The sequence below is a fragment of the Ethanoligenens harbinense YUAN-3 genome, assembly GCF_000178115.2.
Lineage (GTDB): Bacteria > Bacillota > Clostridia > Oscillospirales > Ethanoligenentaceae > Ethanoligenens > Ethanoligenens harbinense.
Genome location: NC_014828.1, coordinates 1533047 through 1553269, shown reverse-complemented (window position 1 = coordinate 1553269; position 20223 = coordinate 1533047). Strand labels below are relative to the sequence as shown.

Genomic DNA, 20223 nt, shown 5'->3' with positions numbered 1-20223 from the left:
ATGTAAAGTTTATAAGCTTTACATTAATGAAACCGCATTCATATGCGGGCCAGCGAACGTTTGTTGCCGCAATTTTCAAAAATCAAAGCGATTGAGGGATATCATGTTTGAACTGCTCCAGACCGAAGGAAAAGCGCGCCGCGGCCGATTTACCACCGTGCACGGCAAGGTGGAAACGCCGGCGTTTATGAACGTGGCGACCAGCGCCGCCATTAAAGGCGGCATCTCCTCTTATGATCTGGTCGATCTGCACTGTCAGGTCGAGCTTTGCAACACCTACCATCTGCACCTGCGCCCGGGCGATGATGTGGTGAGCGATATGGGCGGTCTGCGGGCGTTCATGGGATGGCAGGGACCGGTTCTGACCGATAGCGGCGGGTTTCAGGTCTTTTCACTGGCTCCGCTGCGGCGTATCACCGAGGACGGCGTCTATTTCTCTTCTCATATAGATGGCAGCCACATTTTTATGGGACCGGAGGAAAGCATGCGTATCCAGTCCAATCTCGGCTCCACCATCGCCATGGCCTTTGACGAATGCGTTGCCAATCCGGCTGAATACGAGTATGCCGTGCAGTCCTGTGCGCGTACCACGCGCTGGCTGGAGCGCTGCAAGAAGGAGATGGCGTGTCTGAACGCCGCGCCCGGCACCATCAATCCACACCAAATGCTGTTTGGCATCAACCAGGGCGCGACGTTTGATGACCTGCGTGTGGCGCATATGCGGCAGATCGCGGAAATGGATCTGGACGGCTATGCCATCGGCGGACTGGCGGTGGGCGAGCCTGCCGAGGATATGTACCGGATCATCTCCTGTGTCGAACCGCATATGCCGGTGGGTAAGCCACGTTACCTGATGGGGGTGGGAACGCCGCTGAATCTCCTGGAAGCGGTAGAGCGCGGCATCGATCTGTTTGACTGCGTGATGCCCAGCCGGAACGCCCGGCATGCGCATGTCTTCACCCGCGCGGGCAAGCGCAATCTGATGAACGCCAAATACACGCGCGATTCCGCACCCATCGACGAGACCTGTGACTGCCCGGTTTGCAAAAAGCACTCGCGCGCCTACCTGCACCACCTGTTCAAAGCGGAAGAACTATTGGCCATGCGGCTGAGCGTGATGCACAATCTGTATTTCTATAATCGTCTGATGGAAGATATCCGCGCCGCGATTGAGGAAGGGCGTTTTGCCGCATTCAAGCGTGAGCTGAGTCGGACAATCGACCGCCGTATTTAAAAAGCGGGCGTCTATACGCACATTTTTCAAGGATTTTTCAACTTTCTGCGCCTTTGCAGGAAATATTGCTTGCCAACTATGCGGGTTGCAGGTATAATCAAATCGTATGGTTTGCGGCAGAAACCATCGGACGCCGCAGACATCCGGGAACGGTCGTTCCAAAAATTTCGGAGGTGTTTTTATGCAGCTTTTGGCAGCAACATCCTCGACCGGGGATGCATTTTCCAGCATATCCATTTTTGTGGTCATCATCTTGATGTTCGTGGTCATGTACTTTTTCATGATCCGGCCGCAGCGAAAAAAGGAAAAGGAAGCCAAAGCGATGCGGGAAAATCTGGTGGTGGGCGACGAGATCACCACCATCGGCGGCATTGTCGGGCGTGTCGTGAGCATCAAGGATGATACCATCGTGATCGAGACCGGCGCCGACCGCGAGAAGATCCGCATCAGAAAATGGGCGATCCAGAGCGTTGAAACGATGCATGACGACAAGGAATAATGGTTCACAGCCTTTCGCAGCATAAAACGGGTAGCAGGCGCATATTTTTTGGTAAATACCTTTCCGCGCCGGTTTTTTATGCATCGCGGTCATAACGAGGGCATTCAAGTGCCGTTTTCTCAATAAAGCCGCGGGCAAAGCCGGACAGATGTGCGGAATCTGAAAGGCTGAGGGGATTTCCATGAAAAGTGTTGCGCAGGTGCAGTCCGGGTGGCGGGACGCGGTGCTTTCCGTATTGATCGGCATATTGTGCGGCGTATTATTCAGCATTCTGCTGCTGATCCTGTTTTCCATTTTGATGGTGCTGCAGGATATGCCGGCCGGAGCGGTGCAGCCGTTCGCCTTTACGGCTATCGCGGGCGGCGGATTCGGCGGTGGATTGTTTGCTGGCCGTTTGTTCGGTCACAAAGGACTGGCGCTCGGGGGGGCGGCGGGCTTTTTTTACCTGTTGCTGCTTCTTCTCAGCGGCGCGTTGCTGGGGCAGGCGGCTTTGGGCGGAGCGGTCCTACTCAAGATGGTGGTCTCGGTGCTCACGGGCGCCGTGGGCGGTATCGTAGGTGTCAACACCCGGCAGCGGCGCCTGCATGCCTGAGAACAGACCGGCCTGGAAGTTTGTGTTGAAAAAAATTGCATGGTGTGGTATGCTTTACCGTATACAGGCAAGGCCCTCAGTCTTATTTTTTAAAATCACGGAGGAAAACCATGAAACATATCAAAACGTTGAACGATCGTAAATTGCAGGAAACTGCGGCAAAGGGCGGCTGCGGGGAGTGCCAGGCATCCTGCCAGTCGGCTTGCAAAACTTCCTGCACGGTTGCCAACCAGTCCTGCGAACAGAAATAATTTCGCTTTGGAAGTCAGTGATGGTTCAGGGGCGTTTTACGTCCCTGAATTTTTGTCGTTTTTTATAGCGATGCCAGATAGCCGGTTATTCGGCGCAGAGAGGTCTACATGATACATACATTCGCATCAAATGGCCACCGTTTGGTGGTGGATGTCAACAGCGGTTCAATCAGCGAGCTGGATGAAATCAGCTACGCGCTTCTGGAGTTTGCCGGTGAAGATATGACCCGTGTACTTCCGCAGAAAGCCGGAGAGCGGCTTGCAGCCCGTTATGGGGTGAATGCATTGCGGGAGGCATGGGAGGAACTTTTTGCTTTGAAAGAAGACGGCAGGCTTTTTTCGCCGGACGTTTATGCCGCTTACCGCAATGCGGGTGACATGGCTCCGGTCAAATCCATGTGCCTGAATGTCGCACATGACTGCAATCTGCGTTGTTCTTATTGTTTTGCCTCCACCGGTGATTTTGGAGGCGGGCGCAAGCTCATGCCGTTTTCGGTTGGCAAACAGGCCGTTGATTTTCTGCTGGAGCACGCCGGCAACCGGCGCAATCTGGAGTTGGATTTTTTCGGCGGCGAGCCGATGATGAACTTCGATGTGGTCAAAGAGGTTGTCGCTTATGGGCGGGAAGCCGAACAGAAAGCCGGCAAGCACATCCGTTTCACCACAACCACCAACGCCCTTGTGCTGGATGATGAAAAGATCGATTTCATCAACCGGGAAATGTACAATGTCGTGCTCTCGATCGACGGGCGGCAATCCGTCCATGACCGGATGCGCAGGCGGATCGACGGTAGCGGCAGCTATCAAACTATTTTGGCAAACATCAAGCGATTGGTAGAGCGCCGCGAACATCGCAACTACTATGTGCGCGGCACCTTCACCCATGAAAATCTGGATTTTGCAGAGGATGTGCTGGCTCTGGCGGACGAAGGGTTCAAGGAAATATCGGTGGAACCGGTCATCCTGCCGGAAGGCCATCCGTTGGCGCTGCGCAAAGACGATCTGCCCCATATTTTTGCGGAATACGACCGGCTTGCTCTTGAAATGATTCGGCGTGCCAAAGCGGGCAACGGTTTTAACTTTTTCCATTTTATGATCGACATGGAACACGGTCCGTGCGCCATCAAGCTGCTGCGCGGCTGCGGTTGCGGCAATGAATACGTCGCTGTTACGCCGGAAGGGGATATTTATCCCTGTCACCAGTTTGTGGGGGACAGGGCGTTCCGTATGGGAAATGTTTGCAACGGACAATTTGACCAGGCGATGAAAAACACATTTTCCAAAGCCAACATTTTTACCAAAAAAGACTGCGCGGATTGTTGGGCAAAATTTTATTGCAGTGGTGGCTGCAATGCGAACAACAGTGCCTATGCGGGCAATATCCTGACACCGCTAGACATTTCGTGCGCGCTGGAACGCAAGCGTGTGGAGTGTGCGCTGATGATCAAAGCCGCGCTTGCCGAATGATGCTGGAGGCAAACGTTTATCCCGATCCCGGCCAGGAGAAAAAAGCCGCCAGGAAATATCCTGTCGGCTTTTTTCTGCTTCCGGCACTCTGCACTGGTAAAACGGCCCCACCCCGCAGGTTTGTGGAAATGCAAGTGTCTGCTTTGTGCAGAAAGTGAAAATTATGTCAATAGGTATCCAGCGTCTTGCATTTATGTAAAAAATGGTATATGATTGTCGGTACATCAACCATGGATTCATTTTGCTATTTTTTAGATCAAGTAATAGAAGAATAAGAGGAAACGGCATGACAGAAAAAATAGGCTTCATTGGAGCCGGCAATATGGCCGGTGCCATCATCAACGGTCTACTGCGGCAAGGGGTCTGTCCAGCCGACCATTTGGCGGTATACGATCACCACAGCACACATTATGCACGGTTTGAAGAGCGTGGGGTGTGCGGCGTGGAAACGGTCCGGCAACTCGTGAAATTTGCAGATATCATTTTTTTATCTGTAAAACCGCAAAATTATGACGAAGTGCTCCAAAACATCTGTCCCTTCGCGGAGGGCAAAATCATCGTGAGCATTGCGGCCGGTATTTCCTCGGCCTACATCAAGGAACGCCTGGGTGACGCAGCCAAAATCGCGCTGGCCATGCCGAACACGCCTCTGCTTCTGGGAGAAGGCGCTACGGCGCTGTGCCAATGTTCGCCGCTTACAGATGTGGAATACGCGAAGGTCAAGGCCGTTTTCGCGGCGGGCGGTGTGGTACAGGATCTGCCGGAGGAGCAGATGGCGGCCGTTATATCGGTCAGCGGCAGCAGCCCTGCATATGTCTATCTATTTGCAAAAGCTGTGATCGCTGGAGCCGTGGAACAAGGGATAGACGTCGCGGTGGCAAAAGCGCTGATTGCCCAGACGCTGATTGGTTCCGCGAAAATGCTGACGGATTCCGGCATAGAACCGGATGAACTGATCCGGATGGTTTCTTCCAAAGGCGGCACCACCATTGCGGCACTTGATGCGCTTTATGCGCATGGATTCGAGCAGGCGGTCATTGACGGGATGCGGCAATGTACAAGGCGCGCCAAAGAACTCGGAAAATAGGTCTTCTGTCAATCCCATTATCACGCATAGCACCCTTTTTACCTGCATACAGTTTACTGTGAATATGAATGGTAAAGGGGGTCAAGCCCTTGAAAAGGAAAAGGATGGGGCATTCGGCTCGGGTGCCCGCAAGCAAGGGCAGCAGCAAATTGTTTTTGCCATATTTGGGATTGGCAGTCCTGATCCTGGCCGGTGTGATGGTTGGAGCGCTGCTGGCGCCGGGTAAGACGCCGGGAGAGACTTCCGGGCTGCAGTTGCTTTCTCAGGAACTGCTGTCAAAAGCAGCTGCTTCACAAGGCTTTTTAGATCTGTTTTGTTCTTCGTTTTTCTCAACGGCCGTTTTGCTGTGCGCGGCTTTCCTGTTTGGGCTGTGGGCCGTCGGTGTGGTGGGGGTTGTGCTGGTGGCACTGTTCAAAGGCGCCGGAATCGGCCTGTCCATGGGCTACATCTACATCCACTACGGCGTATCCGGGTTTATGATTTGTGCGCTGTTCATCCTTCCATGGGCATTGGTCACTTCTTTTGCGATTGTAGTGGCCTGCCGTGAAGGGCTGTCGTTTTCGGTTTGCATCGCACGGGCGATCTCGCCGGCTGAAAGCACGCACCTGTGGCAGCTTTTCCGGTTGTATGCCATGCGGTTCGTCGTCTGTTTCGGCCTGGCCGCCTTGGCAGCATTGATCGAGGCTGGCTCTACCATCGCGTTTTCCGCGCTGTTTTTAAGTTGAGAGCACTGCCATATAAATGGATGAAAGGGAAGATGGATGGATTTTTCGCTCTTTTTCTTTTTCCTGATTAGAACGGGCTCGGATCATACCATAGATAAACAGACAGAAAACCATAAAACATTCTGACGCAAAAATGAGGGGAAAGTAAACCGTATGGACAACTACCTGGATGGATACTCCGCCTATCTGCGTGATCAAAAATCCGTTTCGGCGAGTACGCTCCAGTCCTATCAGCGAGATCTGAAACAATTCGTGCAGTATCTGCAGCAAAGGGGAAACGAGGATCCGGCCGACGTCACGGCCGCTGAATTGGAAATGTATCTGGATGTTTTGCGGGGAAAAGGCCGCTCCGAAGCGACTATCTCCCGTTTTACCGCGTCTGTCCGCGGATTTTTCCAATATCTTCTTTTGGAAGGAATCATCTCCGAGAACCCGGCTTTGCTGTTGCATGTGGAACGCGGCAAACGTTGCCTGCCGGATATTTTGACAAGTGGAGAAGTCGATCTTCTGTTTGCACAGCCGGTCTGCAACGACTTCAAAGGATACCGGGACAAGGCGATGCTGGAGCTGCTGTACGCCACCGGTATCCGGGTCTCCGAGTTGATCGCGCTGGACGTCGGCGATATCAATTTGGGGCTTTGCACCTTATTTTGCCGTGGTCCGGAAAAAAATCGGTCTATCCCCATCTATAACGAAGCGGTTCAGTCGATCTCCCTATATCTGGACAACGCACGTTCCACCCTCCGCATGCTTCACGGCGAAAAAGCACTTTTTGTCAATGCGGGCGGTCGGCGACTCTCCCGGCAGGGGTTTTGGAAGATCGTCAAAAGCTACGCGGGACAGGCAGGCATCCAGAAACGCATCACACCGCACACGCTTCGCCACTCGTTTGCCGCGCACTTGTTGGAAAACGGGGCTGACCTCAAATCCATCCAGGAAATGCTCGGGCATTCCGATATTTCCTCTACACAGATTTATGAGCAGATCGTCCAGAACCGGTGCAGACTGGTCTATAACAAATGCCATCCAAAAGCTTGAAACGCAGTTGGATTTGTCAGGCGGACGCTTGAAAGATTACTTGTCTTCCGGCTTTTCTTTGTCTCTTGGCGCTTTTTGTCCGGAAAAATGGGCCAGGGGGGACCGGTTCACGGCGTCCTGCAGTTGCCTGTCTGAAAGATGCGTGTAGATTTCGGTTGTGCTTAGGTTCTCGTGCCCCAGTATTTCCTGCAGGACGCGGACGTCGACATGCCCGTGCTGATACAGCAGCGTGGCGGCCGTGTGCCGCAGCTTATGGACGGAAAGCCCGCGGCCGCTCAGACCGGCGCGTTCCAGATATTTGTACACGATGGCCTGCACGGTCTTTGGACTAATGCGTTGTAGCCGGTTGCTCAGGAACAAGGCGTCCCGGTCTTTCACGCTGTCTTTTGCGCGCACGGCGAGATATCGCTCCAGCGCCTGCAGGCAGGCTTCGTTGAGGTAGATCGTGCGTTGTTTGTTGCCTTTTCCGGTCACCGTCATGGTGCTGTTCCGAATATCCGAGAGGTTCAGTCCCACCAGTTCGGAGAGGCGCATGCCGCAGTTTAAAAACAGGGTCATGATGCAATAGTCCCGCGCAGCGAACTTGCCGTCGATATCCCGCAAAACCTCCATGCTTTCTTCCAGCGTGAGGTATTTGGGCAGGGATTTTTTTTGTTTAGGTGCCTCCAGGTCGCGCGTTGGATTTTCCTGAAGGATTCCGGCACGTTCACACAGGTATTTGTAAAAGGAACGAAGGCTGGATACCTTGCGGGCTCTGGATGCGGCTCGGTTTTTGCGCTCGTTTGTGATATAATTGAGATATTCATAGATATCCGCCAATGTGATAGACGCCAAAAAAGGGATGTCCACATCGTCTATGGCAATCTCATCGAACGGGGTGTCCCGCGGAACCGATCCGCGCATCTGTTTAATGAAGCGGAAAAATGTGCGCAGGTCGTTTTCATATTCTCGTACAGTACCAGGGGATTTCCCCTTGATCGTTTCCATGTATACCAGAAAATCTCTGACCGCCTTGGGTGAGGCCAGCAATTTTTCATCCATAATTCTTTGTCCTCCGCTTTTGAAAAGAAAGGGTAATATGACCACACTGTATCGTGCCTGCATGGATTCGCCTGTTGGCCGGCTTACCTGCATCTGCACCAATGCCTCCATTATACGACTTCTCTGGGCTTCTGACAACGAAGACGAAGAGGCGGATCAGCTTTCCCGCATGCAGGGATCCACACACGTTTCCGCTGCAAACACGGTTGCCGATACCGTTTGCCGGGAACTGGACGCGTATTTCGAGGGGCAGCTGAAAGCATTTTCCGTGCCGCCTGCTTTTGTTTACGGGTCACCGTTTTCGCGTAAGGTCTGGCAGGCGATTGCCGCCGTCCCTTACGGGCAGACCGTTTCCTACCAGCAGTTGGCGGCTGACGGCGGCGTTTCCGGCGCGCGGGCGGCAGGCAATGCGGTGGGGCGCAATCCGATCCCTATTTTGGTGCCCTGTCACCGCGTTCTGCGAAAAAGCGGAGAGTTGGGCGGATTCAGCGGTGGGGTGCAGGTCAAACGTCTGCTGCTACGTCTGGAAGGCATCTCATTCAATGAGAACGAACCCCAGCGCTTTATAAAAAGCGGAGGCGATACGGTCTGACGGCGGCAACCCCCGGTCTTTTTCAAACCGGAGTACCGCCTGATGGAACCCCCAAGAGTCGTACCGGCCGTTGCAGATGCCGTCGAAATACCCCAGGTCGTGCAGCCGCTTCTGCACGGCAAGCACGTCCTGTCCGTACATTCCCGGCCCGATGGTGCGGAACCCTGTGCCAAACGCGCCGTAGACGCCGTTGACGATCAGAACGGTCGTGCCGCACGGCACCAGAGAATAGAGTGCGCGGATATCCTTGCCGTACATGCGGAAGCAGCCGTGTGAGGACGGCTGCCCGACCGAATCCGGCCGTGTGGTGCCGTGAATGCCGTAATTGCCCCACGGGCAGTTGAGCCCCAAAAAATAGCCGCCGAAGCCTTCCCCCCAGCGAGCCTTGCGGTTGATCTGGAATGTTCCGCAAGGCGACGGGGTGTCTTCCTTGCCGGTTGCACAGCTGTAGGAGCGATAGAGCTTACCGTTTTTGAACAAAGACAGGCGGTTTTCCTGCACCTGGATCAGGATCATGTAAGGATTTGGGGAAGTGGCAGAAGCCCGCATCCCATTTGCCTGAAAAGCATGCTGCACAACGGGCAGCAACAGGACTGTTGCCAGTATGCACAGTATGACGATCAGGGTATTTTCCAGCTTGCGTTTCACCACACCGTTCCTCCGGCAAACAGGCTTTTCATCTGCGGCTTCCTGTTCACTTTATGAGGCACGGGGCTGTTTTAACCCCGGAACGCGCATTCTGTATCTCAAACATCTCGAACGGAAGGTTCCGTTTTTACATAAAAGCGCCGCGTTCCGCATACTGTTTTGCGGAGGTGATGCGCCGATGCGTCCGCAACGCTGGATTCTGCCGCTGATTGCCATAGCCGCGCTTTGCCTGGTTGCCGCGGGTACGCTCACGTCCATCCAGAGCTCTACATCGGCATCTGCTGCGGCAGCTTATGAAAAAACTGTCATCATTGATCCGGGGCATGGAGGGATGGATGGCGGGGCCGTGGGGGCGGATGGGTCAATTGAGAAGGACATCAATCTGTCTGTTTCTCTAAAGCTGCGCAGCTTTTTTCTCGCGGGCGGGTACCAGGTGATCATGACCAGACAGGATGACCGTTCCATCCACAGCAGTGGAAGCGATACACTCCGCGAACAGAAAACGAGCGACATCCACAACCGACTGAAGATTGCCGACGCACATCCGAACGCGCTGTTTTTGAGCATCCATCAGAATTTATATACACAGCCGCAATACAGCGGCGCGCAGGTGTTTTATTCCACCAACAATCCCGATTCCAAAATGCTGGCGCAATGCCTGCAAACAGACATCCGCGCGTTGCTCCAACCACAGAACGATCGGCTCATTAAGCCGGCGGGCAGTAACCTTTATATTTTATATCATGCGCGTTCTCCGGCGGTTTTGGTGGAATGCGGGTTTGTTTCCAATCCCACAGAAAACGAGAAGCTGCAGGATAACGTATATCAGAACCAACTGGCCTTTTCCATTTTTTATGGCACCGTGCATTTTTACGCGGAACAGGGAAAAACGGCCGCATCCGCTCCGAGGCTCTCCTCACAGGGTGATGCGGGACCATGACCGGCTCATACAGACTGGGACGATCCGGCAACAGAAAGGACGAAAAAGGGGGGCGCATATGGCAAAAGTAAGGACGCAATATGTATGCAGCAGCTGCGGGCATGTGGAATCCAAATGGGTGGGGCGCTGCCCCGCCTGCGGCGAATGGAACACGCTGGAGGAAGCGGCGCCTGCACCTACCAGTGCGTCGCGCACAGCTGCATCTCTCAGCCGCCCGGGGGTATCGGCCGCTCGGCTGTCCGAAGTGGAGACCGGCAACAGCGACCGCCTGGTGACACGGATACAGGAATTCAACCGCGTGATGGGAGGCGGCCTGATCCGTGATTCCTTAACCATTCTATCTTCTCCGCCGGGCTGCGGCAAAAGCTCTCTTGCATTGATGATTGCAGAAGATCTTGCCGAGCAGGGCTGCAAGGCGCTGTATGCATCGGGCGAAGAAAGCGCCTCCCAGATCAAACGCCGCGCCGATCGCATTCTGAACGGCGTCAACGATAATCTCTGGATTCTTTCGGATACCAGTATGAATAATGTCCTGCGGCACATTGACGCGATCGACGCGGATTTTGTCGTGACCGACAGTATCCAGACATTCGTAATGGACGGCGTGGATTCCAGGCCGGGCTCGCCCACACAGACCATGCAGTGCGCGGGCGAATTGCTGCACACCGCAAAAGATCCAGCCAGACCGCGCGCCATTATCATGATCGGGCAAATGACCAAGGAAAATGAACTGGCTGGCCTGCGCGCGCTGGAGCATATGGTGGACACGGTACTACTGATGGACAGCAGCGCCGGCGAAGAGATTCGTTCGCTTTACTGTTCCAAAAACCGTTTTGGCAGCACCGGTGAGATGGGTTTCTTTTCGATGACCGAATCCGGTCTGGTTTCCATCGACAACCCGTCCGCCTATTTCATGACCAAACGGGAAACAGGGGAGACCGTTTCCGGCAGCGCACTCACGGTGGTGCGTGAGGGGTCGCGCCCCATCATCGTGGAGATCGAAAGTTTGGTGTCCCGCTCGTTCACACCGTATCCCACGCGCATAGGGGAAAGCCTGAAACGTGACCAGCTCAACACGCTGGTCTCCATTTTGGAACAGCGTGCGGACATCACCCTGTTCGATAAAAATGTGATTTTGAAAACGACCGGGGGCCTGCGGCTCTCGGAAAACGCCGTAAGCCTGTGTGTCATCATGAGTATCGTTTCGTCGGTCTTTCACAAAGGCATTGCGGGGGATACGCTGTTTATCGCGGATGTGGGACTCACCGGGGAACTGAAGAAAGTTCCCTCGCTGGAATCGCGCGTCAAGGAAGCCGACCGCATGGGGTTTCAACGTGTGTTTGTGGCGAAAGATGCCGTTTTGCGGACGCACGAATCGCTGCACATTCAAGTCATCCGCTGCAAAACCGTTAAGCAGGTGATCGCCGTCGCTTTTTCTTCTTGATTGGGAGCAGGGCAGGGGATACAGCTTAGAGCCGTCCGGGTTCCTGCGGTGTGTACGCTGCTGTCTGTGGCTGCCTGGCTTGGTAATACAGGCAGTCCTTTTTTTCACCGGAACAGGATGTATCGGATAAGAGCCCTGCTTTTTCCAGATTGCAGTATCCGTCTTTTTGAAATTTGCAGTCGTTGGTGCACTGTATCAGGCTCATAGTGATCTCCTCTGCCTAATGTTTCAGGATTCTATTTTTTTTAGTATTTTCTGAAAGCCTCCGTCCTATTCCGGTACGCTGCAGAAAAATCATCCGACGATGCTCCAAAATACGGATAAATCTATTTTTAATTGCCAAACTATCAACAAAGAGGAAGTGTTGGACTGTTGATGGATTGGGGCCGGTGTCTGGATGAAAAAATGGATGTTACTGCTGTCTGCGACGACTGCCGTCATCGCATGGATTTTTGTTTTTCCGACCGTTTCCGCCAAAACATGGAGCGGCGAAAATGTGATGCTGGCGCAAGTGCACATGGGTACCTATCAAACACAGGTGCAGTGTTCCGGAACCATCCAGCCGACAGCGGAGCAGGCCGTCAGTTTTGGGCTGCCCATCAAGCCGACGGCGATCCGTGTGGCGGTTGGGGATACGGTCCATGCGGGGCAGGTGCTGATGGATATCGACCGTGACCAGTCGATTGCGGCGTTTGCTTCCGCGCAGTCCGCACAAAACCAGAATGACAATGCCGCCAGCAATTCCTCCAATTCCGGGGATACCGCCGGAACATCCTCCGACGATGCGGCCGAACGCCTTCGTCAGGCCATCAGTGACTGGATGCCCGGCACAGCGCAAAGTGCGTCCGGCAATTCCGAAAGCATGAACGCCCTTTTGCAGCAATATCAACAATATACCGGCGCTGGCACGGCTGCACAACTGCAATCCGCGCTTTCCTCGCAGCTGTCGCAAAGCACATCCGGCAGCGGTGCCGCGGAAAGCGCGTTGGAGCAGCAGATACCCAGCCAGATCACAGCGCCGATCTCCGGTGTGATTACGGAGATAAACGCCGCCGTAGGCAGTTTTAGCGCGCCTGCAACGAGCTTGGTGGTCATCAGTGATCTGAGCGGACTGAATCTGCGCGCACAGGTGGGGCAGGCCGATATTTCGCAGGTGCATACCGGGCAGAACGTGCAGATCTCCGCGTCAGCTGCCGGGTCTGGGGCAGGGGGGCGTTATACGGGAACGGTCACGCAGGTTTTTCCGGCGGCGCACAGCGTATCCGATGCAAGCGGGACGCGCAATGTGGTGGATGTGCTCATCCGGGTTGCCAAACCGGACAAAAACCTGCTGCCGGATATGTCTGCTCAGGCAAGTATCACCACCAATGTGAACCCCAAAACACTGTCCGTGCCATATGAAGCAGTACAGCAGGATGACGCAGGGCAGGAGTATGTTTTCGTGCTGCGCGGACACTGGGTCTACCGCCAGAACATTCGGACAGGAGCCGAGTTTCCTTCAACCGTACAGGTGCTTTCCGGGTTGCAGGGCGGCGACAAAGTGGTACTTGCACCGTCGTCGTCTCTGCGCTCCGGAACGCCCGTCTCGGTGCAGGGGGTTCGTCATGTTTGATTTCCTGAACGACCTGCTGCACAATGCGGTTCGCAATCTGGGGCGTAAACCGCTGCGCACCGGCATGATGATCATGGGCATCGTCATTGGTGTGGCATCTGTTATTTTAATTTCCTCCATCGGTGAAAGCGGACGCAATGCCATCACATCGCAGCTGAACAGCCTGGGAATGGACGGGCTGAATATCCAGGCTGCCAGCGCCGTGTCCAGCCAGTCCGCACTGCATGACATTGATGTGCAGAAAAGTAGACAAGTCAAAGGTGTGAAAGCGGTCATGCCGATCATCATGCAGATGGGCGGCGCGCAGATCCGCAATGTGCAAAAGCAGGCGCTGATCTGGGGTATTGGAGAGCAGGCGCGCCAGATGCAGACCGTACATCTGCTGTATGGCAGTATGCTGACAAAGTCCGATGTTCAGAATGCCGCCAATGTCTGTCTGGTGGAGGACGCTTTCGCGCGTGCTGCATATAAACGCAGCAACATCGTCGGCAAAACCATCACGGTGTTTGTCAACAGCACAAGCACAACCATGAAAATTAAAGGAATCGTTGCAAACGGGAGCGGCATGTTTTATAATCTGGTTGGCAACTATATTCCAAGTTTTCTGTATATACCCTATACAACCGCTGAAAATCTGCGGGGCGAGGACGGATACGATCAGATTGCTGTACAGACCTATTCTGAAAGCAACAATGATCTGATTGGCAACCGGATCGTATCGGCCCTTTCCACAGATGGTTCCGGAAATACCTATGTGGCTATGAATATGTTCAAGCAGAGGCAGCAACTTTCAGATGTGCTGAATATCATTACGCTGATTATATCCGCGGTGGGCGGAATTTCTCTGGTAGTTGCCGGGTTGGGAATTATGACGGTGATGACGATGTCTGTAAGCGAACGTACACGAGAGATCGGTATCAAAAAAGCCATTGGGGCACCCAAAAGCGCGATCTTACTGGAATTTTTATTCGAGGCATTGGGGATCTCCATACTCGGCGGTGTGATTGGCCTGGCGGCGGGACTTTTGCTGGCATATGCCGCCACGGTGGTGATGCATATGCCATTTGCATGGACCATCCAGTCTGTGCTGTTCAGTACGTTGCTTTCAGCGTCCATCGGTGTTGTTTTCGGTGTTTACCCGGCGGTGAAGGCCTCGAATCTGAATCCGGTCGATGCGCTTCGCTGCGAATAGAGAAGTTCAAATACAAATACAATTATACAAAATAAAAATTTTGTATAATTGAGGGGAGGGGAACTATACCAGATGCACGTGCACGAAGAACAAATCACATTTCGACCCGTTCAAGAACGGGATATCTCCGGATTGTTGGAGATCTACCTGTATTACATACGGAACTCTACCGGAACCTTTCAGATTGCGGAAATTGGTATTGATGAGATGCGAGCGCTTGTTACACCGGAAAATGCCGGTTATCGCAGTTTTTCCATTTTTGCAGGCTGTGAACTGTGTGGATATGCATCCTATCATAAATATCGGGAGCGCGAAGCCTTTTCAAAAACAGCGGAAATCAGCATTTATCTTAAAAATGAATATGCCGGATGCGGTATCGGCTCAAAAGCACTTCAGATGCTGGAGCCGCTGGCCAAAAACGCCGGTGTGCACACACTGCTTGCGCTTGTGTGCCATGAAAATACGGAAAGCATCCGTTTGTTTAAGCGCTCTGGTTATATGATGCAGTCCTGTTTAAAGGAAGTGGGCTATAAATTCGGGCGTTATTTGGATCTTGTGATTTTACAGAAATTTATTTGAATACACAAACCGGCCGTCCTTTTTCGAAGGACGGCCGGTTATTTTGAAGCGATGCAATATCAATAATCACTGTACCGGGATGCCTTGCGCAACTGATCGTGTACTATATTGGATATTTTTGCAATGTCCAACTGCTCGTTTGCGGTTTTCATAATTAAGCGGATGACCACATCAATCAGTTCCTCGTTACTCAGCCGATTCAAGTCACGTGTTCCGCTGATTTCTTCACATTCCAACTCGGCATAATTTTTTAATATTTCCTTTGAAAGCATGCAAACCACCCCCCTTTTCATACAAATTGTACACGAATGCATGGCAAAGGGCAATAGGAATACGGAAAAATCAGACAATCAGACAGAATCAACGCACTCCGGCTGTTCGTCGCTCAGACGATTTTCCAGTGTTTCCACCGTGCCATATCAAGGATACGGTCAAGTAAACAGCGGCCGCCAGCAATGTGACATTTTGCGCATGGATAAGCAACCAGAAACCGAATGTACCCGCAGGCAGCAAAATGGAAACAGAGCATATCTGAAGGATGCGCGTCGCCATTTGTGGTGTGGCGTGTGCGCATAGCAACGCTTCCAGCGCCCGTCCGCCGTCCAGACTGCCTACGGGTAACAGGTTGAAAAGCGCCAGGAACAGGCTTACGGTAAAGATCGCCTGCGCCGGGCCCATCCAGAAATGCAGGCGCCAGCATATCAGCATCACAGCGCAGAGCTGGAAGTTGGCCGCCACGCCTGCAAGTGCCAGCACAGCTTCTTTCCCATACGAAAGGCGTCTGCTTTCATCTGCATTGATATCCACACCAAACATATGGAACGAGATAGCGCGGACACGGACATGAAACAGCAGCAGCACAGAAAAATGTCCCAGTTCATGTATAGCCGCACAGAACAGCGCTAATGCCGTCAGCCCGGTGGAATCCAGTGCAAGCATGCAGGTAAGCAACACCAGAAAATAAACGCTGAACGTCACCCTGCAGGTTTTCATGCAATAGCTCCCGACTTTACCCGTCTGGTTTTACACCTGCGCGCCTAGCGCACGGGCAGGGTCAACACAGACGCCGTCGATATGGATCTCAAAGTGCAGGTGATAGCCGGTGGATAGCCCGGTGCTCCCCACTTTAGCGATGGTATCCCCTATTTTGACAGGCGTCCCCTGCCCCACAAGCAACTGGTCACAATGGCCGTAAAAGGTTTCCACTCCGCCGCCGTGATCGATCAGCAAAAAATTCCCGTAGTCCGCCGACTGCCCGGCCTGCTTCACAACACCCGGAAGAGCCGCAGAAATCGGCGTATCCTTCGGCGCGGCAATATCCATGCCGGTGTGGAAACTGTGCTTATGGGTCACCGGGTTGATACGGAACCCGAAAGGGGATGTGATACGCCCCTGTACCGGCCAGACGGGTTGTGCCGAAAGCAGGTACGGCCCCAGACTGACAGAGGCGGGCGGTACCAATACACTTCCTGTCGGCTGCACCGTCAGGTCCGCTCCTCCCTCTCCGCTCAGGGAGGCGGAGACGGAAGAACTTGTGGGATTTTCCGCAGGTTGAGATGCACCGGATGAAGACGTGTTCTGGGAAGCGACAGCCGAAGAAGAAACGGAAGAAGCCAAAGATGACAACGCGGAGGAAGATGAGACAGGTTTTGAACTGCCTGCGGAAACGGTTCTAGACGATGTGTTGAATACGCTCTTGACATCCGGCAACCCAATCTGCAAACGCTTCATTACCTGTGAAATCTGCCCGGCCAGCTCTTTCTGATTTAACTGGCTGGTCAGTGCTTTATTCAGCGCCTGACGCATCGTCTGGTCCACCGGGCTTTTGGCAATATGTAAAGCAAGCACGGCCAGCAGGGACAGGACGCAAATCACAATCTGCACGCCCAGTACATGCGGCTGGGTTCCCTTCGGCTGGGTTCCCTTCGGCTGGGTCGCGTGGCTTCTGTTCCGGTTGTTTCCCTTCCCGCGCATGGTTTCACGCGTATATGGGCGCGGATAGGGTCTCTCGTATTCCCGTTGCCTGTTGCGCAAACCGTTTTCATCGTCCATCATACCGCTTCCCTCCCCGTCAAAACATATGCAGAAGCAGGGAGAGATAGTCCACGCAGTTTTTGCAGCTGCCGGTCAAGGCTCGGTGGGCAGTTCACGAATCAGAAGCGCCAGGAAATATTTGCAGGTAGCCCAGTCATCCCTCGTTCCCGTCAGGTTGCAGCTGAGCGTAAGAGAATCTTCATATACCGTTGTGTGCAGCGCGATATTCGGCTGATTGTAGATCGGGCCGGTGATATAGGCATCGTTGATGTCCACATCGCCGAATACCAAACGCGATCCGTCTATTTTTCCGATGTGGTTGAACAGGTAATGCGGCAGGCTGACCGATGCCAGATGCTCCTGCGCATGTTTGGCGGAAAACGGAAAATATCCGAGTGCTTTGGCATTTTCGATCACGGCAGATAATGTGTGTAGCATGGACAGGCGGTTATGTACCAGCATCAGGGTCTGATGAAAATCGGAAGGCAATTTTGCGGGTGAAACGAACAAGAGCGGCAGTGACAGACTGCAGGCCGCGCGGCCGGTTCCCCAAGGCAGAAAGCGCCGCAGGTCGGTCTGGCAGACAACGGGGAACGGCCCACCAGGCCGCTCACGCAGCATGGCATAGACCGCGCGAATATATGCCGTCAGCAACACTTCGTCCACGCCCACATGGCGGTAGACGGCAAAGCGTGCAAGCGCCTGATAGCGGCTGACCGGGAGGGTGTTGGTCACAATAAATGGGACTTCCGCCACCCCACTCAAAGGGAACGATTGCTTCACGGCCGGGATATTCAGCACCGGCTGGCGGCGAAAAGCAGCCTTTAGGCGGGCAATAGGCGGCAGAGCGCGCAATACACGTTGCATATACAGTTTTTCAGGCTGCGGGGCTTGAAAAGATGCCGCATGCAGGTCGGAATAAATGTGCCCGAGCAGATACAGATATTCCTTCATGCCGGCTTCATCGCAAATCATGCGGTTGAGGATGATGCAAAGCGTATCGCGCGCCTGTCCGCGCACCAGTTTGAACCGGATCTGCGGGCCGCGGAAACCGTCCGTCCTGTCTGATAAAAAGGACATCACCTCATCGTCGGTGCAATTAGTGGTGACCATACTGAACAGATCCGAAATATCCGAATCATGGATCTGCCAATATGGCAGATTGTCATCCGGGATATATCGACCCTGCAACTGCGGCAGTGCGTGCAAAGAGAGCAGAACGGCCCGTTTGAGCCGTTCCAGCTTCAGGTTGCCCCGAAAATATACGGCGCAGCGTACCTGCCCGTCATGTCTTTTCTGAACGGCGCATTCCGCATATTGCTCGATATCCCATGCCTGTGCGCTGATACGCGGCAGTGAAGCGCTTTGTTGGAAATGGCGCTGATTGTGATGAAATTGCCGCATCTGTTCCCTGCCTTATCGTTGGTTATGTGTTGTTCCGTTTTACTGCGCCCCGTCTGCCCGGGTGAGCGGCGCGAACTGCCCCTGCACAAATCCGGCCAGCGCATCCGGTGCAAGAATCACTTGCACGCCGCGGTGTCCGCCGCTGACACCGATCCGATCAAACCGCATTGCGGTTTGATCGATGAATACCGGATAGTTTTTTTTCATGCCTATGGGGGAACATCCGCCGCGCAGATAGCCTGTCAACACCGGCAGTTCCTTGACATGGATCAGTTCCATCCGCTTCTGTCCGGATGCGGAAGCCCCCGCCTTCAGGTCGAGTTCCTTTGCCACAGGGATACAGAATACGAACAGATTGTTCTGGTCGGCGCGCGCCACCAGCGTTTTGAAACATTGTTCAGGTGTAATGACTGTCACCTGTGTGGCGGCGTGTACACCGCTCAGGTCTTTTTCGTCATACACATAGGTTGCCGTTTCATATGAAATATGCGCTTTGTCCAACATGCGCATCACATTGGTTTTCATCATGGATCACTTCTTTAATGTAAAAACTTCCAATCATATTATAACACGTCCTGCTTTATCTGCGCAAGAAACCGCCGGAATATAAAAAACAGGGCATGAAACACCCTGACCGTGCTTCATGCCCTGCCTATTTGTTGTACCGGCATTCTATTTTTTATACGGAAAATCCCGCATAATGAGATAATCCCGCCCATCCGGCGAGTCGCCGTTTTCGGCGTCTTCCTTATCCAGCAGATCGCCAAGAAGCCGGCGATTCTGGTCGGCAATGCTCCCTCCGGTCTTTGTCGGTGCCGGTTGGCTGCCCGTCTGCACAGACGGATCGGACTTTGCCGCAGAAGGTTTAAACGCAGCGTTTGCGTTAGTATGTACAAAAGAAGAAATCGACGGCACAGCGTCTTGCCGGAGCGCCTGCTCCGGCGCAAGCATCTGCGGCTGCGCCTGAGCCAATGCATCCCAGGCAGACTGGGAGACCGGGTGCAGAAGCTGCTGCCGGGAAGGTTTTGCATTGCCCACGGGCGGTTTGGGACTTTCCTGAGCGAAAGCGGAATTGGAAAGCGTATCGGGAACCGCTTCTGCGGCAGCATATCCCGGCTGGGACACTGCATCCGGTGTGACCTGCGGTTCCGGCTGCACAGATATCGGTTCGGCCTGAAAGCTCCAACTGTTTTCCTGTGCGGCGAGAATCTGATGACTGTCCATGGACTGCGTGGCGCCGTCGCCGGTATTGGGCTGCGGTGTACGGATAGCGCCTTTCGCTTCCGGCCCCCAGTTTGCGGGTATGGGCATGCCGTCCGCTTCAAACGCCTGCAGTGCGAGCAGCAGACGGAGAATTTCCCCCGTGCTCCGGCCAACACCGCGTGGATAGAGCAAAACCGCGCGGATGGTCGCTTGGGGATCCATAAAAAACACACCGCGAACAGGTCGTGCGGCGCCTTGCGGCAGCACGCCGTACTGCCGGGCAATTACGCCTCCGTCATCCGCCACAAGCGGTATGCCGGCGAAAGTTTCCGCGCCGCCGGGCGCATCTTTTTCCAATTCCCGCATCCACGCGGCATGCGCTTCAGCGGAATCGGGTGAAAATGCGACCAACGCGCAATTGTTTTCGGCAAACTGGTTCTGCAAACGCGCCATTTCCTGAAATTCGCTGGCGCAGACCGGATTGAAAGCGCCTGGATGGCTCAACAGCACGACCCACTTTCCTTTGAAATCCGCAGGAAAACAAATCATGCCGTGGGTAGACTGCGCCTGAAATTCCGGCGCTTTCTCCCCGATACGAGGCAAGGTGGCAGTATCCATTGCATATCCTCCTGACATAAACG

23 protein-coding genes are annotated in these 20223 nt (G+C 53.8%); 14 read left to right on the top strand and 9 right to left on the bottom strand.

Annotated features, from left to right (window positions below; translation table 11 throughout):
- Positions 1 to 103: 103 nt before the first annotated feature.
- The 8 genes from tgt (at position 104) to ETHHA_RS07145 (ending at position 6893) form a co-directional block, all read left to right on the top strand.
- Complete coding sequence (tgt, locus tag ETHHA_RS07175; RefSeq protein ID WP_013485314.1) at positions 104 to 1234, top strand: tRNA guanosine(34) transglycosylase Tgt; 1131 nt, start codon at positions 104 to 106, stop codon at positions 1232 to 1234.
- A 181-nt stretch (positions 1235 to 1415) separates the two neighbouring features.
- Positions 1416 to 1733 (top strand): preprotein translocase subunit YajC, encoded by a 318-nt coding sequence (yajC, locus tag ETHHA_RS07170; protein ID WP_013485313.1) that lies wholly within the window; start codon positions 1416 to 1418, stop codon positions 1731 to 1733.
- A 181-nt stretch (positions 1734 to 1914) separates the two neighbouring features.
- A complete protein-coding gene (locus tag ETHHA_RS14565) occupies positions 1915 to 2325 on the top strand; it encodes a TIGR04086 family membrane protein (protein ID WP_013485312.1) in 411 nt (136 codons plus the stop codon).
- Positions 2326 to 2435: 110 nt separating this feature from the next.
- Positions 2436 to 2576 carry a six-cysteine ranthipeptide SCIFF gene (gene scfA, locus ETHHA_RS15105; protein WP_013485311.1) on the top strand — a complete coding sequence of 47 codons (141 nt, stop codon included), beginning with the start codon at positions 2436 to 2438 and terminating at the stop codon, positions 2574 to 2576.
- 108 nt (positions 2577 to 2684) lie between these two features.
- Complete coding sequence (scfB, locus tag ETHHA_RS07160; RefSeq protein WP_013485310.1) at positions 2685 to 4043, top strand: thioether cross-link-forming SCIFF peptide maturase; 1359 nt, start codon at positions 2685 to 2687, stop codon at positions 4041 to 4043.
- Between the two features lie 286 nt (positions 4044 to 4329).
- On the top strand, positions 4330 to 5130 hold the full coding sequence (gene proC, locus ETHHA_RS07155) for a pyrroline-5-carboxylate reductase (protein ID WP_013485308.1): 801 nt from the start codon (positions 4330 to 4332) through the stop codon (positions 5128 to 5130).
- Positions 5131 to 5219: 89 nt separating this feature from the next.
- Positions 5220 to 5855: a stage II sporulation protein M gene (locus tag ETHHA_RS07150; protein WP_137143873.1), complete on the top strand. Its 636-nt coding sequence runs from the start codon at positions 5220 to 5222 to the stop codon at positions 5853 to 5855.
- Between the two features lie 153 nt (positions 5856 to 6008).
- Entirely contained in the window at positions 6009 to 6893 is an 885-nt protein-coding gene (locus ETHHA_RS07145) for a site-specific tyrosine recombinase (protein WP_013485306.1), read from the top strand.
- Positions 6894 to 6929: 36 nt separating this feature from the next.
- On the opposite strand, the gene ETHHA_RS07140 is transcribed toward ETHHA_RS07145, so the two are convergent.
- Positions 6930 to 7934, bottom strand: coding sequence for a tyrosine recombinase XerC (locus tag ETHHA_RS07140; RefSeq protein WP_013485305.1), 1005 nt, complete (start codon positions 7932 to 7934; stop codon positions 6930 to 6932).
- Positions 7935 to 7971: 37 nt separating this feature from the next.
- Here ETHHA_RS07140 and ETHHA_RS15545 point away from each other — a divergent pair, with 37 nt between their 5' ends.
- Positions 7972 to 8526 (top strand): methylated-DNA--[protein]-cysteine S-methyltransferase, encoded by a 555-nt coding sequence (locus ETHHA_RS15545; protein WP_013485304.1) that lies wholly within the window; start codon positions 7972 to 7974, stop codon positions 8524 to 8526.
- Here ETHHA_RS15545 and ETHHA_RS07130 read toward each other — a convergent pair.
- On the bottom strand, positions 8470 to 9177 hold the full coding sequence (locus tag ETHHA_RS07130) for a L,D-transpeptidase family protein (RefSeq protein WP_013485303.1): 708 nt from the start codon (positions 9175 to 9177) through the stop codon (positions 8470 to 8472). The genes ETHHA_RS15545 and ETHHA_RS07130 overlap by 57 nt on opposite strands.
- 175 nt (positions 9178 to 9352) lie before the next feature.
- Between ETHHA_RS07130 and ETHHA_RS07125 the strand changes: the two genes are divergently transcribed.
- Both ETHHA_RS07125 and radA read left to right on the top strand, forming a co-directional pair.
- A complete protein-coding gene (locus ETHHA_RS07125) occupies positions 9353 to 10114 on the top strand; it encodes an N-acetylmuramoyl-L-alanine amidase (protein WP_013485302.1) in 762 nt (253 codons plus the stop codon).
- A 58-nt stretch (positions 10115 to 10172) separates the two neighbouring features.
- Positions 10173 to 11558, top strand: a complete 1386-nt coding sequence (gene radA, locus ETHHA_RS07120) for a DNA repair protein RadA (protein ID WP_013485301.1) — start codon at positions 10173 to 10175, stop codon at positions 11556 to 11558.
- Positions 11559 to 11583: 25 nt separating this feature from the next.
- Here radA and ETHHA_RS07115 read toward each other — a convergent pair whose 3' ends face one another.
- Positions 11584 to 11763: a hypothetical protein gene (locus tag ETHHA_RS07115; RefSeq protein ID WP_013485300.1), complete on the bottom strand. Its 180-nt coding sequence runs from the start codon at positions 11761 to 11763 to the stop codon at positions 11584 to 11586.
- A 204-nt stretch (positions 11764 to 11967) separates the two neighbouring features.
- Between ETHHA_RS07115 and ETHHA_RS07110 the strand changes: the two genes are divergently transcribed.
- The 3 genes from ETHHA_RS07110 to ETHHA_RS07100 all read left to right on the top strand — a co-directional run bounded on the left by ETHHA_RS07110 (position 11968) and on the right by ETHHA_RS07100 (position 14941).
- Positions 11968 to 13170, top strand: a complete 1203-nt coding sequence (locus ETHHA_RS07110) for an efflux RND transporter periplasmic adaptor subunit (protein WP_013485299.1) — start codon at positions 11968 to 11970, stop codon at positions 13168 to 13170.
- On the top strand, positions 13163 to 14362 hold the full coding sequence (locus ETHHA_RS07105) for an ABC transporter permease (protein WP_013485298.1): 1200 nt from the start codon (positions 13163 to 13165) through the stop codon (positions 14360 to 14362). The genes ETHHA_RS07110 and ETHHA_RS07105 overlap by 8 nt, the downstream gene beginning before the upstream one ends.
- Positions 14363 to 14434: 72 nt before the next feature.
- Complete coding sequence (locus ETHHA_RS07100) at positions 14435 to 14941, top strand: GNAT family N-acetyltransferase (protein WP_013485297.1); 507 nt, start codon at positions 14435 to 14437, stop codon at positions 14939 to 14941.
- 59 nt (positions 14942 to 15000) lie between these two features.
- On the opposite strand, the gene ETHHA_RS07095 is transcribed toward ETHHA_RS07100, so the two are convergent.
- The 6 genes from ETHHA_RS07095 to ETHHA_RS14550 form a co-directional block, all read right to left on the bottom strand.
- The gene (locus ETHHA_RS07095; protein WP_013485296.1) at positions 15001 to 15213 is read right to left on the bottom strand and encodes a hypothetical protein; all 213 of its coding nucleotides are present in this window, start codon (positions 15211 to 15213) and stop codon (positions 15001 to 15003) included.
- Between the two features lie 88 nt (positions 15214 to 15301).
- Complete coding sequence (locus ETHHA_RS14560) at positions 15302 to 15934, bottom strand: site-2 protease family protein (protein ID WP_013485295.1); 633 nt, start codon at positions 15932 to 15934, stop codon at positions 15302 to 15304.
- Positions 15935 to 15964: 30 nt separating this feature from the next.
- Positions 15965 to 16996, bottom strand: coding sequence for a M23 family metallopeptidase (locus ETHHA_RS14555; protein ID WP_013485294.1), 1032 nt, complete (start codon positions 16994 to 16996; stop codon positions 15965 to 15967).
- Between the two features lie 72 nt (positions 16997 to 17068).
- Positions 17069 to 18379: a hypothetical protein gene (locus tag ETHHA_RS07080; RefSeq protein WP_013485293.1), complete on the bottom strand. Its 1311-nt coding sequence runs from the start codon at positions 18377 to 18379 to the stop codon at positions 17069 to 17071.
- A gap of 39 nt (positions 18380 to 18418) precedes the next feature.
- On the bottom strand, positions 18419 to 18904 hold the full coding sequence (ybaK, locus tag ETHHA_RS07075; protein WP_013485292.1) for a Cys-tRNA(Pro) deacylase: 486 nt from the start codon (positions 18902 to 18904) through the stop codon (positions 18419 to 18421).
- A 147-nt stretch (positions 18905 to 19051) separates the two neighbouring features.
- Complete coding sequence (locus ETHHA_RS14550; protein WP_013485291.1) at positions 19052 to 20200, bottom strand: peroxiredoxin; 1149 nt, start codon at positions 20198 to 20200, stop codon at positions 19052 to 19054.
- Positions 20201 to 20223 lie beyond the last annotated feature (23 nt).

Bases quoted from the DNA above. Each gene is read 5' to 3' on its own strand.
- ETHHA_RS07145 (WP_013485306.1), top strand. From the start codon at position 6,009: ATGGACAACTACCTGGATGGATACTCCGCCTATCTGCGTGATCAAAAA.
- yajC (WP_013485313.1), top strand. From the start codon at position 1,416: ATGCAGCTTTTGGCAGCAACATCCTCGACCGGGGATGCATTTTCCAGC.
- scfA (WP_013485311.1), top strand. From the start codon at position 2,436: ATGAAACATATCAAAACGTTGAACGATCGTAAATTGCAGGAAACTGCG.
- ETHHA_RS07080 (WP_013485293.1), bottom strand. From the start codon at position 18,379: ATGCGGCAATTTCATCACAATCAGCGCCATTTCCAACAAAGCGCTTCA.
- radA (WP_013485301.1), top strand. From the start codon at position 10,173: ATGGCAAAAGTAAGGACGCAATATGTATGCAGCAGCTGCGGGCATGTG.
- ETHHA_RS14565 (WP_013485312.1), top strand. From the start codon at position 1,915: ATGAAAAGTGTTGCGCAGGTGCAGTCCGGGTGGCGGGACGCGGTGCTT.
- ETHHA_RS07105 (WP_013485298.1), top strand. From the start codon at position 13,163: ATGTTTGATTTCCTGAACGACCTGCTGCACAATGCGGTTCGCAATCTG.
- ETHHA_RS07095 (WP_013485296.1), bottom strand. From the start codon at position 15,213: ATGCTTTCAAAGGAAATATTAAAAAATTATGCCGAGTTGGAATGTGAA.
- ETHHA_RS14550 (WP_013485291.1), bottom strand. From the start codon at position 20,200: ATGGATACTGCCACCTTGCCTCGTATCGGGGAGAAAGCGCCGGAATTT.
- ETHHA_RS07100 (WP_013485297.1), top strand. From the start codon at position 14,435: ATGCACGTGCACGAAGAACAAATCACATTTCGACCCGTTCAAGAACGG.
- ETHHA_RS14555 (WP_013485294.1), bottom strand. From the start codon at position 16,996: ATGATGGACGATGAAAACGGTTTGCGCAACAGGCAACGGGAATACGAG.
- ybaK (WP_013485292.1), bottom strand. From the start codon at position 18,904: ATGAAAACCAATGTGATGCGCATGTTGGACAAAGCGCATATTTCATAT.
- ETHHA_RS07110 (WP_013485299.1), top strand. From the start codon at position 11,968: ATGTTACTGCTGTCTGCGACGACTGCCGTCATCGCATGGATTTTTGTT.
- ETHHA_RS15545 (WP_013485304.1), top strand. From the start codon at position 7,972: ATGACCACACTGTATCGTGCCTGCATGGATTCGCCTGTTGGCCGGCTT.
- tgt (WP_013485314.1), top strand. From the start codon at position 104: ATGTTTGAACTGCTCCAGACCGAAGGAAAAGCGCGCCGCGGCCGATTT.
- ETHHA_RS07140 (WP_013485305.1), bottom strand. From the start codon at position 7,934: ATGGATGAAAAATTGCTGGCCTCACCCAAGGCGGTCAGAGATTTTCTG.
- scfB (WP_013485310.1), top strand. From the start codon at position 2,685: ATGATACATACATTCGCATCAAATGGCCACCGTTTGGTGGTGGATGTC.
- ETHHA_RS14560 (WP_013485295.1), bottom strand. From the start codon at position 15,934: ATGAAAACCTGCAGGGTGACGTTCAGCGTTTATTTTCTGGTGTTGCTT.
- proC (WP_013485308.1), top strand. From the start codon at position 4,330: ATGACAGAAAAAATAGGCTTCATTGGAGCCGGCAATATGGCCGGTGCC.
- ETHHA_RS07125 (WP_013485302.1), top strand. From the start codon at position 9,353: ATGCGTCCGCAACGCTGGATTCTGCCGCTGATTGCCATAGCCGCGCTT.
- ETHHA_RS07115 (WP_013485300.1), bottom strand. From the start codon at position 11,763: ATGAGCCTGATACAGTGCACCAACGACTGCAAATTTCAAAAAGACGGA.